Annotated in this window: 12 protein-coding genes and 3 pseudogenes; 9 read left to right on the top strand and 6 right to left on the bottom strand. The window is 66.5% G+C overall.

The features are described 5' to 3' along the window. Window positions 1-21 precede the first annotated feature (21 nt). Window positions 22-267: pseudogene (locus tag ACWGKT_RS30720) on the top strand (SDR family oxidoreductase); the annotation flags it as partial. Between the two features lie 664 nt (window positions 268-931). Here ACWGKT_RS30720 and ACWGKT_RS30725 read toward each other — a convergent pair. After that, window positions 932-1,228 (bottom strand): IS3 family transposase, encoded by a 297-nt coding sequence (locus ACWGKT_RS30725; protein ID WP_453276302.1) that lies wholly within the window; start codon window positions 1,226-1,228, stop codon window positions 932-934. A 237-nt stretch (window positions 1,229-1,465) separates the two neighbouring features. Next, a complete protein-coding gene (locus ACWGKT_RS30730; protein ID WP_453276245.1) occupies window positions 1,466-1,861 on the bottom strand; it encodes an ester cyclase in 396 nt (131 codons plus the stop codon). A gap of 760 nt (window positions 1,862-2,621) precedes the next feature. Here ACWGKT_RS30730 and ACWGKT_RS30735 point away from each other — a divergent pair. Together ACWGKT_RS30735 and ACWGKT_RS30740 are read left to right on the top strand one after the other, a co-directional pair. Further along, window positions 2,622-3,308, top strand: coding sequence for an SDR family NAD(P)-dependent oxidoreductase (locus ACWGKT_RS30735; RefSeq protein ID WP_453276246.1), 687 nt, complete (start codon window positions 2,622-2,624; stop codon window positions 3,306-3,308). 8 nt (window positions 3,309-3,316) lie between these two features. Beyond that, window positions 3,317-4,276, top strand: coding sequence for a quinone oxidoreductase family protein (locus ACWGKT_RS30740; protein ID WP_453276247.1), 960 nt, complete (start codon window positions 3,317-3,319; stop codon window positions 4,274-4,276). Between the two features lie 338 nt (window positions 4,277-4,614). On the opposite strand, the pseudogene ACWGKT_RS30745 reads toward ACWGKT_RS30740, so the two are convergent. The 3 genes and pseudogenes from ACWGKT_RS30745 to ACWGKT_RS30755 form a co-directional block, all read right to left on the bottom strand. Next, window positions 4,615-5,244: pseudogene (locus ACWGKT_RS30745) on the bottom strand (LysR substrate-binding domain-containing protein); the annotation flags it as partial. Window positions 5,245-5,340: 96 nt separating this feature from the next. After that, complete coding sequence (locus ACWGKT_RS30750; RefSeq protein WP_453276248.1) at window positions 5,341-5,724, bottom strand: DUF7868 domain-containing protein; 384 nt, start codon at window positions 5,722-5,724, stop codon at window positions 5,341-5,343. Next, entirely contained in the window at window positions 5,712-6,299 is a 588-nt protein-coding gene (locus tag ACWGKT_RS30755; protein ID WP_453276249.1) for a tyrosinase family protein, read from the bottom strand. Before ACWGKT_RS30755 ends, ACWGKT_RS30750 begins: the two co-directional genes overlap by 13 nt. Window positions 6,300-6,596: 297 nt before the next feature. Here ACWGKT_RS30755 and ACWGKT_RS30760 point away from each other — a divergent pair. Both ACWGKT_RS30760 and ACWGKT_RS30765 read left to right on the top strand, forming a co-directional pair. Then, a pseudogene (locus ACWGKT_RS30760) lies at window positions 6,597-6,910 on the top strand (Fe-Mn family superoxide dismutase); the annotation flags it as partial. Window positions 6,911-7,074: 164 nt separating this feature from the next. Beyond that, complete coding sequence (locus ACWGKT_RS30765) at window positions 7,075-8,190, top strand: substrate-binding domain-containing protein (RefSeq protein ID WP_356155342.1); 1,116 nt, start codon at window positions 7,075-7,077, stop codon at window positions 8,188-8,190. Here ACWGKT_RS30765 and ACWGKT_RS30770 read toward each other — a convergent pair. Continuing rightward, complete coding sequence (locus ACWGKT_RS30770) at window positions 8,147-8,629, bottom strand: MarR family winged helix-turn-helix transcriptional regulator (protein WP_356155339.1); 483 nt, start codon at window positions 8,627-8,629, stop codon at window positions 8,147-8,149. The genes ACWGKT_RS30765 and ACWGKT_RS30770 overlap by 44 nt on opposite strands. 409 nt (window positions 8,630-9,038) lie before the next feature. Between ACWGKT_RS30770 and urtA the strand changes: the two genes are divergently transcribed. The 4 genes from urtA to urtD all read left to right on the top strand — a co-directional run bounded on the left by urtA (window position 9,039) and on the right by urtD (window position 13,142). Further along, complete coding sequence (urtA, locus tag ACWGKT_RS30775; RefSeq protein WP_453276250.1) at window positions 9,039-10,292, top strand: urea ABC transporter substrate-binding protein; 1,254 nt, start codon at window positions 9,039-9,041, stop codon at window positions 10,290-10,292. An 89-nt stretch (window positions 10,293-10,381) separates the two neighbouring features. Further along, window positions 10,382-11,269 carry an urea ABC transporter permease subunit UrtB gene (urtB, locus tag ACWGKT_RS30780; protein ID WP_453276251.1) on the top strand — a complete coding sequence of 296 codons (888 nt, stop codon included), beginning with the start codon at window positions 10,382-10,384 and terminating at the stop codon, window positions 11,267-11,269. Further along, window positions 11,266-12,372, top strand: a complete 1,107-nt coding sequence (gene urtC / locus ACWGKT_RS30785; RefSeq protein ID WP_453276252.1) for an urea ABC transporter permease subunit UrtC — start codon at window positions 11,266-11,268, stop codon at window positions 12,370-12,372. The genes urtB and urtC overlap by 4 nt, the downstream gene beginning before the upstream one ends. Further along, window positions 12,369-13,142: an urea ABC transporter ATP-binding protein UrtD gene (gene urtD / locus ACWGKT_RS30790; protein ID WP_356155327.1), complete on the top strand. Its 774-nt coding sequence runs from the start codon at window positions 12,369-12,371 to the stop codon at window positions 13,140-13,142. Before urtC ends, urtD begins: the two co-directional genes overlap by 4 nt. Window position 13,143: the final 1 nt, after the last annotated feature.

The following is a 13,143-nucleotide window of genomic DNA, read 5'->3' on the forward strand; positions in this document are numbered from 1 at the left end:
CCTTCGTGTCGCAAATTAGAGCGGGGCGAGAAGGCCGCAGCTGAGCTCGGAGCACGATTCGTCCAGCTCGACGTGACTGACGAGGCGTCGGTGATCAGTGCGCTGGCAACGATCGTCGCCGCCGAAGGCCGGCTCGACGTCTTGGTGCACAATGCGGGCATCCTCGAGACAGGGCTGAATGGCCCCGCGGCCCTGAGGTCGTTCGACACGAACGCGGTGGGGTTCGTGCGTGTCACGGAGGCGGCACTGCCACTGCTTCGCAAGTAATCCAATCCCAACGTCGTCACGATCTCGAGCAGCATGGGGTCGTTCTGGGCCGTGACCAATCCCGAGCGGCCTGAATCTGCGATGCCGCTTGCTCTGTACGCGGCGCTCGACTCGTCCGGGCCGACGGGAACTCTTCAGGATGAAGCAGGGGAGCTTGCCCGGTAGGCACGCGCAACTAAAGCGTGTTGCACAAGGATCTATGGCGGGCATTTCACCTCTATAGGTGAGGTGTTGAGGGCTGAGCCGTTATGGGTGGAGACGTTCACCGGGCTTCGGATGAGGCAGCTCGAGAGGTTGTCGGCCTCGGCTGAGTTCAGCCGACGCCGACAACCAGGAGCGGGTGCCGATCTGTTCCTTCAGCAGCGCGACAAACATCTCGGCGGCGGCGTTGTCGAAGCAAGGCCCCGTGCGTCCCATGCTCTACCGCAGCCCCAACCTGTTTGCCTCCCGACGGAGTTCGTCGGAGGTGTATTCACCGCCGTGGTCCGAATGCACGATGCAGCCGGCCACGTGTGGCAGACATGCCCAGCGCGTCGACGACCAAGGGTGCTCGGTGGTGGTCGGCTATGGAGTCGCCGACGACCTCGCGGGTCGCCAGATCGAGCCAGGTCGCCAGGTATAGCCAGTCCTCGTCGACGGCCGTGAAGGTGATGCCGCCGACGAGTTACACCCCGGGTGCCGGGGCAATGAATTCCCGCCCGAGGAGGTCGGGCGCCGGCTCGGCCCTCCGGGCCGGGCAGGCCAGCGACGGGCGCCTGCGGCGAGCCATGTCGGTGATGCCGCGCTCGCGCATGACATGCTCGATGCGCTCGTGGTCGATCGGGTGCCCAAGCCGACGCAGCTCACCGTGGATGCGCGGCACCCCGTAGGCGCCGCGAGAGCCGAGATGCAGCACGGTGATCTCGTGGGCCAGGGCGTCGTCAGGGGCCTTCCTCTCCGAGCGCGCCCTCTCATCGGCCAGTCACGCGTAGAGTGAGGACTGGCCCATGCTTTAGCAGTCGGCACAGCAGAGTGACGGCGTGTGTGGTCCTCTCCGCTTCGATGAGCGCGCGTTCAGACACGCCCAGTTCTCGTGCCGCCGCAAGGCGCTCGGCTCCCGAGTAAGCGAAATTCTCGGAAAGCCGAGCGCACCTTTTTACCCAGCGCCCCGACTCGGCGCGGTGCCCGGGACTGTTCCCGTTGAGGCTGATCTCGCGGGTCAGCTGCCCGTCAGCTGTTCGCGCATTTCGGCAGAGTCATGCAGCGCCGTCATATGTACGAACCGCCCGTCGCGCACCTGATAGATCGCGAACTCGACGATCTCGAACGAGGCGCCCGTAGCAGGGACCCCCAGCCACTCCTTCGCCGGAGTTCCTGTATTGATCAGACGTGCCGCAATGCGGTCACCGTCGAAGAGCAGTTCCTTCAGATCCCAGTGAAGGTCCGGAACCGCGTCCACGTCGTGCTTCTGAACTGCAAGGAGATCGTCCCGGGTGGCCGGTACACCGTTCAGTGTGGTCTCATCGTTGATGAACTGGTCCATGCCATCGAACTTGTGGGCGTTGAGGTCATCGATGTAGCGCAGGTAGAAAGCGCGCATTTCTTCTTCAGTCATTGGATTACCCTTTCTGTGTGGCAGCCCCGGGGTGGGGCCACTCGCAATCGCATGGTTGATGATAGGCCTACCCTTCACGGCTTTGCCGTGATCGCCAATGCAATGACCTTGCCCTTCTGCCTGCTATTCCGATCCCCGCAGGAATCTGGGTTCCATCGTGCACGATAAACTCGGTCGAGTTCGATGGTCGTTGAATCAAGCGGGTATACGTTCGAACTGGCCGTTTCTCTGATGTAGCGCTCAGCGAAGGCTTCTCATTCTGTGCTTCGAGAGTAGTGACGGCTGGCTTTCGGGATCCGTAGCACGGCAGGGCTCGTGGTCGTTGCGGCTGGTGATCTCACTCGCCAACGCCTCGACACAGAGCACGCCTTCCGGCTCATCTACGCCCGAAGGTGTGAGCTGAGCTCCCGCTGGCGCAAGCTGCTTCCGGCAGCCCCTCGTCCTAGTGCACCTGCGCAAGAACGAGACCCTGGTCCAGGCCAATGCCGGGCGCGCAGCTAGGTACCAAGGGCATTAGACGTCTCGCTCATGAAGCCAGCATAGGACTCGGCAGGTGGGATGGCACTGCCCAAAAGGGGGTCCTGCGACTCCCCAGGCTGGAGAGGACTCTGGTCCGGAAGGGAGGCCGTGCATAACGTGGTTAATGGCGTCACAAGCCAAGCCATGTAACACATAGCGTGTTGCACAGGAAAACTTGCGCCAAATATCGCTTAGCGTTCCTACCGGTCCGCTCGTACCGCATGTTTCAGGAGGAGGAAATATGGCCGTCGCACTCATCACAGGTGCCAACAAGGGAATCGGTTTCGAGACCGCAAAGCAGCTTCTCGAGTTGGGTCACGTTGTATATATCGGTGCTCGTGATGTAGACCGAGGCGAGAAGGCCGCAGCAGCGCTTGGCGCACGATTTGTGCAGCTCGACGTGACCGACGACGCGTCGGTGAGCAGTGCGCTTGGGACGATCGACTCGTCCGAGGGCCGACTCGACATCCTGGTGAACAACGCGGGAGTTCTGGGACACGGAGCCACCGACGGCCCCACGGCTCTTCATGCCTTCGACACCAATGCGGTGAGCGTGGTCCGTGTGACCGAGGCGGCGCTTCCCTCGCTGCGCAAGTCCTCGAACCCCACCGTGGTCAACGTTTCGAGCAGTGCCGGGTCTTTCTGGGCAGTGACCAATCCGGACCGGCCGGAGTTCGGCCTGCCGTTGGCCTTTTACTCCGCGTCTAAGGCAGCTGTCACCATGCTGACGGTCCAGTACGCCAAGGCCCATCTGGGCATCAAGTTCAACGCGGTCGAGCCCGGCACCACCGCGACCGACCTCACCGCGGTATTCGGCGTCGGACGGGCGCCGGAGGAGAGTGCCAAGGTCGTCGTTCGTTGGGCAACTCTCGACGCTGACGGCCCGACAGGAACCTTCCAGGACGAGTCCGGCGAAGTGCCGTGGTAGGCACTTCTATGAAGGCGATTGTTATCAGCGAAGCAGGGGGGCCGGAGGTGCTGGAGTCGCGTGAGCGGCCGGCACTTCGTCCGGGCCCTGGGGAAGTCTTGGTCGACGTCCGCGCGGCAGGTGTGAACTTCTTCGACACCGCCATCCGCAGGCAGGCCTTGACCGAAGTGCCGGGCGCGGAAGGCTCAGGCGTGGTGGTAGAGGTGGGCGAGGGCGTGCACGAGTTCGCCCTGGGCGATCGTGTCGCTTGGCTGACCATCACCACCTTCAACAGCTATGCCGAGCAGATCGTGCTCCCGACCAGCGGTGTCGTCGCGGTGCCTGACGCCATCGACGACGAGACGGCTGCGGCCGTGCTCCTGCAGGGCCTGACCGCGCTGCACTTTGCCACCGTGTCCCACCCGGTGCAAACGGGGGAGATCGCGCTTGTTCACGCGGCCGCCGGCGGTGTTGGGATGCTGCTCACGCAGGTCATCAAGTCCCGCGGCGGCACCGTGATCGGCCTGGTGTCGCGGCCTGACAAGGTCGAGCTCGCCGCCAGCGCTGGCGCTGACCACGTTCTGGTCTCCAGCGGGGACGCGTTCGTCGAGCGGGTGCGCGAGCTCACCGGCGGCGAGGGTGTGCACGCGGTGTTCGACGGCGCGGGTGCGACGACGTTCGCAGCATCACTGCAGGTACTGCGCACACACGGCACGCTGGTGTTCTACGGGCCGCTGATCGGGGACGTGCCGACCATCGCGATGAACGACATTCCCCGCAGCACCCGCATCACCTACGGCGTGACCGAGGACTACATCCGCACACCTGAGGCATTCAAGGCGCGCTCGGCCGAACTGTTCGCGCTCGTCGAGAAGGGTGATCTGGTCGTCCGGGTCACCGGCCGCTACCCGCTGGCCGAGGCGGCCAAGGCCCACGCCGACATCGAGTCACGCAAGACCACCGGGAAGCTGCTACTCATCCCCTGGTAACCGGTGACCGGAGGTACTCCCTTGCGGTCGGCAAGACCGGAGAGCAGCCGCACATAGCACGTGTATAGGGCTAATTATCGCGGACGGGTCTGTACGGTCGGGAGTGTCCAATCAAATTGACACACCCGTACGGTCTTCGGCTCTGTCCCGTAATCGGTGGTAGCGCTGTGTGGTGACCACTGGAGGAGGATGCGGTGGCGGAGCAGGGGGAACCCAGCTCGGCCTGCCGCCGGGGGCTGGTGATCTGTTGCGGGTCAATGCGGGTCGGCACGGCGGCCGGTGGTGGGGCATCGGGGTGGTCGCGTGAATGTATGGGCGAAGTGGCCGGATGGCGCCGGCTACGACGGCGCTCCGCCTGTGGCGAGGGCGGTTCGCGCCAGATCGCGCAGCCGGGCGTGGGCGTGGTCGGTGTCGTAGCGCTGATGCCAGGACAGGTATATGGGTGCCGGGGGCAGTTCGAGTGGGAGGGGGAGTACGGCCAGGCCGAGGTCGGCGGCCGCTGACCGCGTGGTGGTTTCGGGGACGCTGATCAGGAGGTCGGAGCGGCGGGCGAACTCCAGCGCGGCTGCTTCGGTGGGCGCGGTCGCCACCACGCGGCGGGTGAGGCCGAGCTGTGCGAGGGCGTCGTCGAGGGCGTTGCTGAGGTTTCCGCGTCGCGAGACGGTGACGTGCTCGGCGGAGGCGTACCGCTGTGCGGTGACGGTTCTGACGCGGGTGAGGGGGTGTCCCTGCCTGACGACGATGACGAGGCGGGTCTCGCCCACGTTCTCGGCTCGGATGTCCGGTGCGCTCGGGCGGTTGGCGTTCGCCTCCAGGTCGACCTCGCCGCGCCGCAACTCGGGGGTGTCGATGCTCGATTCCGCGACGAAGCGTAATTCAGCGAGAACTGCTGATCGGCATCCACACTGGCCTTGGCCGACCGCGCCGCAGGCCTGACCACCGGTGATCGGCACTTCCCATGTCAGGGTGGCCCAGGGGCCCCAAAGCCGAACCAGCCCGGTCGACCGAGACCGTCCGGGCAGCAGGCACCGCCGACCGGTGGGTGTGCCGGGGCAGCTGGATGGCTACACGGTGGTGAGGCTGACGCTTCCGAAGCTGGGCTGCGGTGCGGCCGCCTCGGCGGCACCCGCCACCGGCTGGGGGACGGACGGCACGATGGAGATGGTGGCCGGCCCTTCCGGCAGCAGACCCTGCTCCTGCAGGCGGAGGACCTGCTCGGTGATATCGAAGCTCACGTCGTGGCCGCCGTGGTCATGAAGCGCACCGTCGACGTCGGCCGCGCCGAAGAAGGAGATCCAGCCGACGAAGTAGGGGCCTGCCGGGTCGAGTTCGCCGCCGGGTCCGTTGAGGAAGACGTGGGACGGTGTTCCGGGCGGGACGTCGGTGCGCACATTGTGCACGGTGAGGATCAGTGTCTGGGGCGCGCTGCGGGCGGTCATGGACCGCATGGCCCGGCTGACGTTGCCGGCCGGTTCCAGGGACACCTCGGTCGGCTCGTGGAGGCTGAGGAGCTGCCGGGGTTGCCGACGACGGTAGCCAGAACCCGTTCGCCCGCTCTGGGAATCTGGGCAGGCGGCACGACCACCGGCCGCGTCCCCGTCCCGTCAGTCAGCGACCCGTATCCGTAGTCGCGCGGATCGATGCCGAGGAACTCCCTGGGCTTCTGGATCTGCCCGTTCTCGTCGAAGAAGATGAACGTCTGGTCCAGCCAGGACGTGTGGTCCGGGTTGAGGTTGTCCTTGCTCAGCCAACTGGACCAGAGCCGGTCGATGTTGCTGTGGTGCAGCCAGAAGATCGGATCACGGGCGGCGCCCGCCACGGACCCCATCCAGCCACCGACACCACCGTGGACCTGGTTGTGCGGGACGTTCTCCACCTCACCGAAGCCGCGGCGGAAGTGGTCCATGGAGGTGTAGCTGATCTCACTGCCGAAGCGCGGCTGGTCCGTCTGACGGGTGTGCGTGGCGGCGAAGACCGTCTGGCTGATGGCGGTGAAGGGATTGATGTCCGTGTAGGGGAGCACCTCGAAGGCCGAGTTCGTGCCCGGGCTGCGGTGCGGGGTCTGCCAGAAGTCCGCTGTGGATGCCGCCTGCTTCCAAGAGGTCGTCGAACCGGGCCGCGTACTCCTCCAACGGACCCGGCGCAGGCGGACACGGACGGCGAGCGGTCATCCTCAGCCCTCGGCAAGGCAGTTGACTCCTACCACCGGCCTACGACCAACCCGACCTGCCGCCAACCCACACCCCCGCCGGATTCAACCAATCACCGGTAACAAGGAATTGGGGCCACTCCGCGTCCACGTCCGCCGGCTCGCCGACCGCCGCTCAGCGGCTGGCTGATCGTCGAGCAGGTCTACGACCACCAGGGCAACGTCGGCTAGGCCGAAGACGCCCCTGATGGCCGTTCCTGGCTGGTCGACCCTGATCCTGGTCTTCGACGCCTGGGAGCACCCCTTCTACCTGCAGTACAAGAACCAGAAGGTCGACTTCGTCGAGGCCATGTGGAAGGGTCAACTGACAGGACGTGGCCAAGCGGTACGCCGCCGCCAAGGAACGCGGCGACACCTGCTGCTTGCGCCGTGACGGCGAACGAGATGACCTACTCGTGATCATCTTCTCTGCTTTCGCCGGGTAGGCAGCACCTCGAAGGGTGCCCGCGAGGACGTGACTTGCGGGAGTCCTTCCGCTTTCGAAGCGATCAGCGGTCGCCGCGAGTCACCACCTCGCCCTTTTTCTACGAATCGGTTTCGATCCAGGCCGTCGCTTGGGTCCGGAGGACGGTGCGGGAATCATGGGGCCATGCACCGGCCGCTCCGCCTCCACGCCCCCGAGTGGGTCACGGCCGACGATTCGGTTCTGAACGTCGCGCTCGTGTACCCGATGCAGGGGCCTGCCGGTATCTTCGGTCCCACCTGTGAGGCGTGCGCACGGCTGGCCGCCGAGGAGGTCAACAAGGCGGGTGGCGTCCTCGGCAAGGAGCTGCGGCTTCTCGAGGTGGACGGCGGCCGGGACCCGCAGGCGGTGGCGCGGGACGTGGAGGCGCTGGTCGCGACCGGATCCGTGCACGGCGTGACCGGATGGCACATCTCGTCCGTTCGTGAGGCGGTGGCGCCGCGCATCGCCCACCGGGTGCCGTACGTCTACACAGCCCTGTACGAGGGCGGCGAGCGCACCGAGGGCGTCTTCATGACCAGCGAGACCCCCGACTGGCAGCTGCTGCCGGCCATGCGGCTGCTCGCCGAGACGCGAGGCGTGCGCCGCTGGTTCGTCGTCGGCAACAACTACGTCTGGCCCCGGCACACGGCCCGCGCCGCCCGCCGCTACGCGCGCGCCAGCTGGGGCAGGGTCTGCGGCGAAGGGTACCTCCCGCTGGGCACCGACGACTTCCGGGCCGTGCTGCGGCGGATCGAGCATGCGGACGCGGACGGTGTGCTGATGCTGCTGGTCGGCAGCGACGCGGTCCGTTTCAACCGGGCCTTCGCCGCCTCGGGGCTCGACCAGCGGTGCCTGCGGCTGAGCACGCTGATGGACGAGAACATGCTGATGGCCAGCGGCCCCGCGACGACTGGCGACCTGTTCAGTACGGCCGGGTTCTTCGCGTCACTGGCCAACCAGGACACCCTGGACTTCCATGGCCAGTACGCCGCCCGGTTCGGGATCGAGGCGCCCGCCCCGGGCAGCCTGGGTGAGTCCTGCTACGAAGGCGTGCTACTGCTGGCCGCGCTCATCGAACAGGCCCGCACACTCGACGTCTGCGCGATCGGAGCCGCTGCCGAGGCGGTCTCGTACGAAGGACCGCGCGGGCTGCTCCGTCTCCATGACCGGCATGTGCGTCAGCGTATCTACCTGGCGGAGGCGGACGGGCTCGACTTCAACGTCCTCGCCCAACTGCCCGCCCCGCACGACCTGTTGTGACCCGGCTTGCCGGAGTGCCTTCCAGCGCATCGGCCAGCCGGTTCAGCAGGACGTGCAGTTGCTCCCCGTCCTCGTCGGCGAGGAGATGTTCCAGATGTGCCCAGTCGGACCGCACTTCGCGTACCAACTGCTGCCATCTCTCCATGCCCCGTGGCGTGAGGTGGGCAAGGACGCGGCGGCGGTCGGCGGGGTCGATACGGCGGTAGACCAGATTCTGGTCCACGAGTTGGTCGATCAGCTTGGTGAGGCTCGGTGCGGGCAGGAAGGCGTGGTCGGCGAGGGCCGTCATGTTGTGCCCCTGCCCGTCCGAGAGCAGGTCGAGGACCCGCCACGCCTCTATCGAAACGGCGAACTCGTCCAGTACTGACTGTACTCGGCGTACGGAGAGGCGCTCGGCTCGCGTCAGCAGATGGAGCAGTTCCTGGGGCCGCCTCGCCATCGCGCTCCTCCGCTCGAAGCCGTAGTTCTCCATGTCAGGTTGCCTGTTGAGCCTACCGTCGACCGCCGCACCCCTGACAAGAGGAACCGGGAAAATAGATCCTTTCCGCAGGAAGCATTAATTGCCGCGGTCGAGATACCAGCCAACTGTCCATCTCCCCAGCGCATTTGTCATGTGGCCGGTCATTCTTTACTTCCATCAGAAACTGTTCTTCAACTACGCCGCAACGCGCCGGAAACAGTTTGCTCGCAGGCTGTGGACGCACTTCAGCGACCAGCCCGGACGGCACCCCGATTCGGCTGGCGATCCGTGCGACAAACGCCGCCGCCTCTGAAGCGCGCTCCGTCCATTCCCTCCCCAGAGTCGTTCCGCTCTCTTCGCACCGCCCTTCGGGGCATGGAGGTTTTGTATGTCCGGGCTCAGCATCAGCAGACGTGGCTTGTTGGCCGGCATTTCGGCGGCCGGCGCGTCCGCGGCCCTCAGCGCCTGCGGCGCCAAGACGGGCAGTGACACGTCATCGGACTCCGCAGCCAAGGCCGACACCTCCGGCGGCACCGTCAAGGTCGGTCTGCTCAACTCGCTGTCGGGCACGATGGCCATCAGCGAGGTCACGGTTCACAACGCGCTGCTGCTCGCCATCAAGGAGATCAACGCCGCCGGGGGTGTACTGGGCAAGAAGCTCAAGCCCGTGAGTCAAGACGGCGCCTCCGACTGGCCGACCTTCGCGGAGAAGGCCGAGACCCTGATCAAGGACGACAAGGTCGCGGCTACCTTCGGCTGCTGGACCTCGGCCAGCCGCAAGGCCGTCAAGCCCGTCTTCGAGCGGTACAGGTCGCCGCTCTTCTACCCGGTGCAGTACGAGGGCCTGGAGCAGTCCCCGTACATCTTCTACGTCGGCGCCACCACCAACCAGCAGATCGTCCCCGCCCTTGACTACCTCAAGAAGCAGGGCCTGACCAAGCTCTACCTGGTCGGCAGCGACTACGTCTTCCCGCGCACCGCCAACAAGATCATCAAGGCGTACGCGAAGGCCAAGGGCATGACGGTGGTCGGCGAGGACTACGCGCCGCTCGGCTCCACGGAGTTCGGCACCATCGTCAACAAGGTCAAGGACTCCGGCGCGGATGCCGTGTTCAACACCCTCAACGGCGACAGCAACGTTGCCTTCTTCAAGGAGTACAAGTCCTCCGGACTGACCGCGAAGAGCATGCCGGTGCTGTCCGTCTCCATCGCCGAGGAGGAGGTGAAGAGCATCGGTACCCAGTACCTCGCGGGTCAGCTGACCGCGTGGAACTACTACGAGACCACGCCCGGCGCGGCCAATACCAAGTTCGTGGCGGCGTACCAGGCCGAGTACGGCAAGGGCAAGCCGACCAGCGACCCGATGGAGGCCGCCTACATCTCCGTCTACCTGTGGAAGGCCATGGTCGAGAAGGCGGGTTCCTTCGACGTCGCAAAGGTCAAGGCGGCCTCCGACGGCATCACGTTCGAGGCCCCCGAGGGCAAGGTAACCGTTGACGGCGCCACCCAGCACGTCTACAAGACGGCCCGGATCGGCAAGGTCGGTGCGGACGGGCTGATCACCGAAGTGTGGAACTCGGGCGGCCCGATCAAGCCTGACCCGTACCTGAAGGGCTACGACTGGGCCTCCGGCCTGTCCTGATCCCCAGCCCCCTCGTGGTGTGACCCGGCCTCTTCACAGGCCGGGTCCGCCCCGCGCCCGCACCTCCGTCCCCGACCCGGAGCCCCTTCATGACGGTCATCCTCAACCAGTCCTTCACCGGCATCAGCATCGGTGCCGTGCTCCTGCTCATCGCGCTCGGTCTGACCCTGACCTTCGGGCAGATGGGCGTGATCAACATGGCGCACGGCGAGTTCATCATGGCCGGGGCCTACACGACGTATGTCCTGCAGAAGTCCATCAGCAGCGCCGGAGTCTCGCTGCTCGTCGCCCTGCCCGTGGCCTTCCTCGTCGCCGGTGCCATGGGGGCGCTTCTGGAATGGCTGCTCATCCGGCGCCTTTACCCGCGGCCGCTCGACACCCTGCTGGTCACCTGGGGCGTCTCCCTGATGCTCCAGCAACTGGCCCGTGACATCTTCGGCGCCCCCAACGTGCAGACCCATGCCCCGGACCTGCTCACCGGCAACATCTCCCTGGGCGGCGGCATCACCTTCGCCAACAGCCGCTTGTTCATCCTCGGCCTGGCCCTGCTCTGCGTCCTCGCCCTCACACTGATCCTGCGGCTCACCCCGCTCGGCCGACGCATCCGGGCCGTCGTGCAGAACCGCGACCTCGCCGAGGTGTCAGGCATTGCCACCGGCCGGGTCGACCGCATTACCTTCTTCATCGGCTCGGGCCTCGCGGGTGTGGCCGGCGTCGCGCTCACCCTCGTCGGCCCGATCGGCCCGACGATGGGCATCAACTACGTCGTCGACGCCTTCTTGGTCGTCGTCGTGGGCGGCATCGGCCAGCTCAAGGGCAGCGTGATCACCGCGTTCGCGCTCGGGGTGCTCCAGTCCGTCCTCGAGTACTCCACGACCGTCAGCGTCGCGAAGGTCATCGTGCTCGTGGCGATCGTCGCTTTCCTCCAGTGGCGACCCCAGGGCCTGTACACGCTGCGCACCCGGAGCCTGGCATGACGACAACTACCCCCACCCATGTGACCCCGGCGTCCGCACCGCTGTTGGAACGCTTCCGTGTGCCTGCCGGCTTCGCCCTCGGCGCCGTCCTCCTCCTCGGCGTCGCCCCGCTCGCCCTCTCCGACTTCCGCCTCTCGCTCCTCGCGAAGTACCTGTGCTACGCGATCGTGGCCGTCGGCGTCAGCCTCGCCTGGGGCCGGGGCGGGCTCATGGTGCTTGGCCAGGGCGTCTTCTTCGGCCTCGGCGGCTACGCCATGGCCATGCACCTCAAGCTCACCGACGCCGCCGCGACCGGCGAGACGTTGCCCGACTTCATGCAACTGTACGGCACCGGCGACACGCTGCCCTGGTGGTGGAAGCCCTTCGCCAACCCGGCCTTCGCGCTCGCCATGACAGTACTGCTGCCCATGGCGGTCGCCGCGCTGCTCGGCTTCTTCGTGTTCCAACGCCGGGTGAAGGGCGCCTACTTCGCGATCCTGAGCCAGGCCCTGGCCGCCGCCCTGTCGATCTGGCTGATCGGCCAGCAGGCCACCACCGGCGGCACGAACGGCCTCACCGACATCCAGGGCTTCTTCGGATACTCGCTGGACGACCCGGTCAACCAGCGGATGGTGTACTTCATCATCGCCGCCGTGCTGCTCCTGCTGATGGCCGGTGCACGCCAACTGTTCGTCAGCCGCTACGGCGAACTCCTCATCGCCGTACGTGACTCCGAGGAACGTGTGCGCTTCCTCGGCTACAACCCGGCCAACGTCAAGCTCGTGGCGTACGTGATCGCGGCGGGAATGGCGGGTCTGGCCGGCGCCCTCTTCGTCCCGGCGGTCGGGATCATCTCGCCTGCGCTGATCGGGATCGTGCCGTCCATCGGCTTCGTCATCGGCGCGGCGGTCGGCGGCCGGGCCTCACTGGTGGGCGCGGTGCTCGGCGCGATCGCTGTGGCCTGGGCGCAGAGCACGCTGTCGGACGCCTTCCCCTCCGCATGGACGTATCTCCAGGGCCTGCTCTTCGTCGTGGCGGTCGGCTTCCTGCCCGGCGGCCTCGCGTCCCTGGGCGTCGTGCGCAGGCGCCGCATCCGTAACCGTACGACTGGAGAGACAGTATGAGCGGCGAGGGACTGACCGTCCGCGACCTGCGCGTGACCTTCGACGGCTTCACTGCCGTCGACGGCGTGGACCTGGATATCGGTCCAGGCGACCTGCGATTCCTGATCGGCCCGAACGGCGCAGGCAAGACCACCCTGGTCGACGCGGTCACCGGCCTGGTGAAGGCCACTGGATTGGTCCGCTTCGGAGGGGAGGAACTCCTCGGCAAGCCCGTGCACCGCATCGCCCGCATGGGTATCGGCCGCACGTTCCAGACCGCAACCGTTTTCGAGGAATTGACCGTCCTGCAGAACCTCGACATCGCGGCGGGCGCGCAACGAGGCCCGCTCACCCTGTTCCGCCGCCGCAAGGGCATACCCGAGCCGGTGAGGAAGGCGCTCGAGACCACCGGCCTGACCGACCTGTACGACCGCCCGGCGGGTGTGCTGGCCCACGGCCAGAAACAGTGGCTGGAGATCGCCATGCTGCTCGTCCAGGACGTGAAGCTGCTGCTGCTCGACGAGCCGGTCGCCGGCATGAGCCACGACGAACGCGAGGCCACCGGAGAACTGCTGCAACGCGTCAGCGCGGACCGCACGGTCGTCGTCATCGAGCACGACATGGACTTCATGCGCTCCTTCGCCCGCAGTGTCAGCGTCCTGCACGCCGGCAAGGTCCTCAGCGAGGGCTCGGTCGCCGAGGTCCAGGCCGACAGCAAGGTCCAGGAGGTCTACCTCGGACGCGCCTCCGAACCCGAGCCCGATGCCGTACCCGTCGCCGAGGAGGCGTGAC

The organism is Streptomyces sp. NPDC054794 (genome assembly GCF_053611585.1).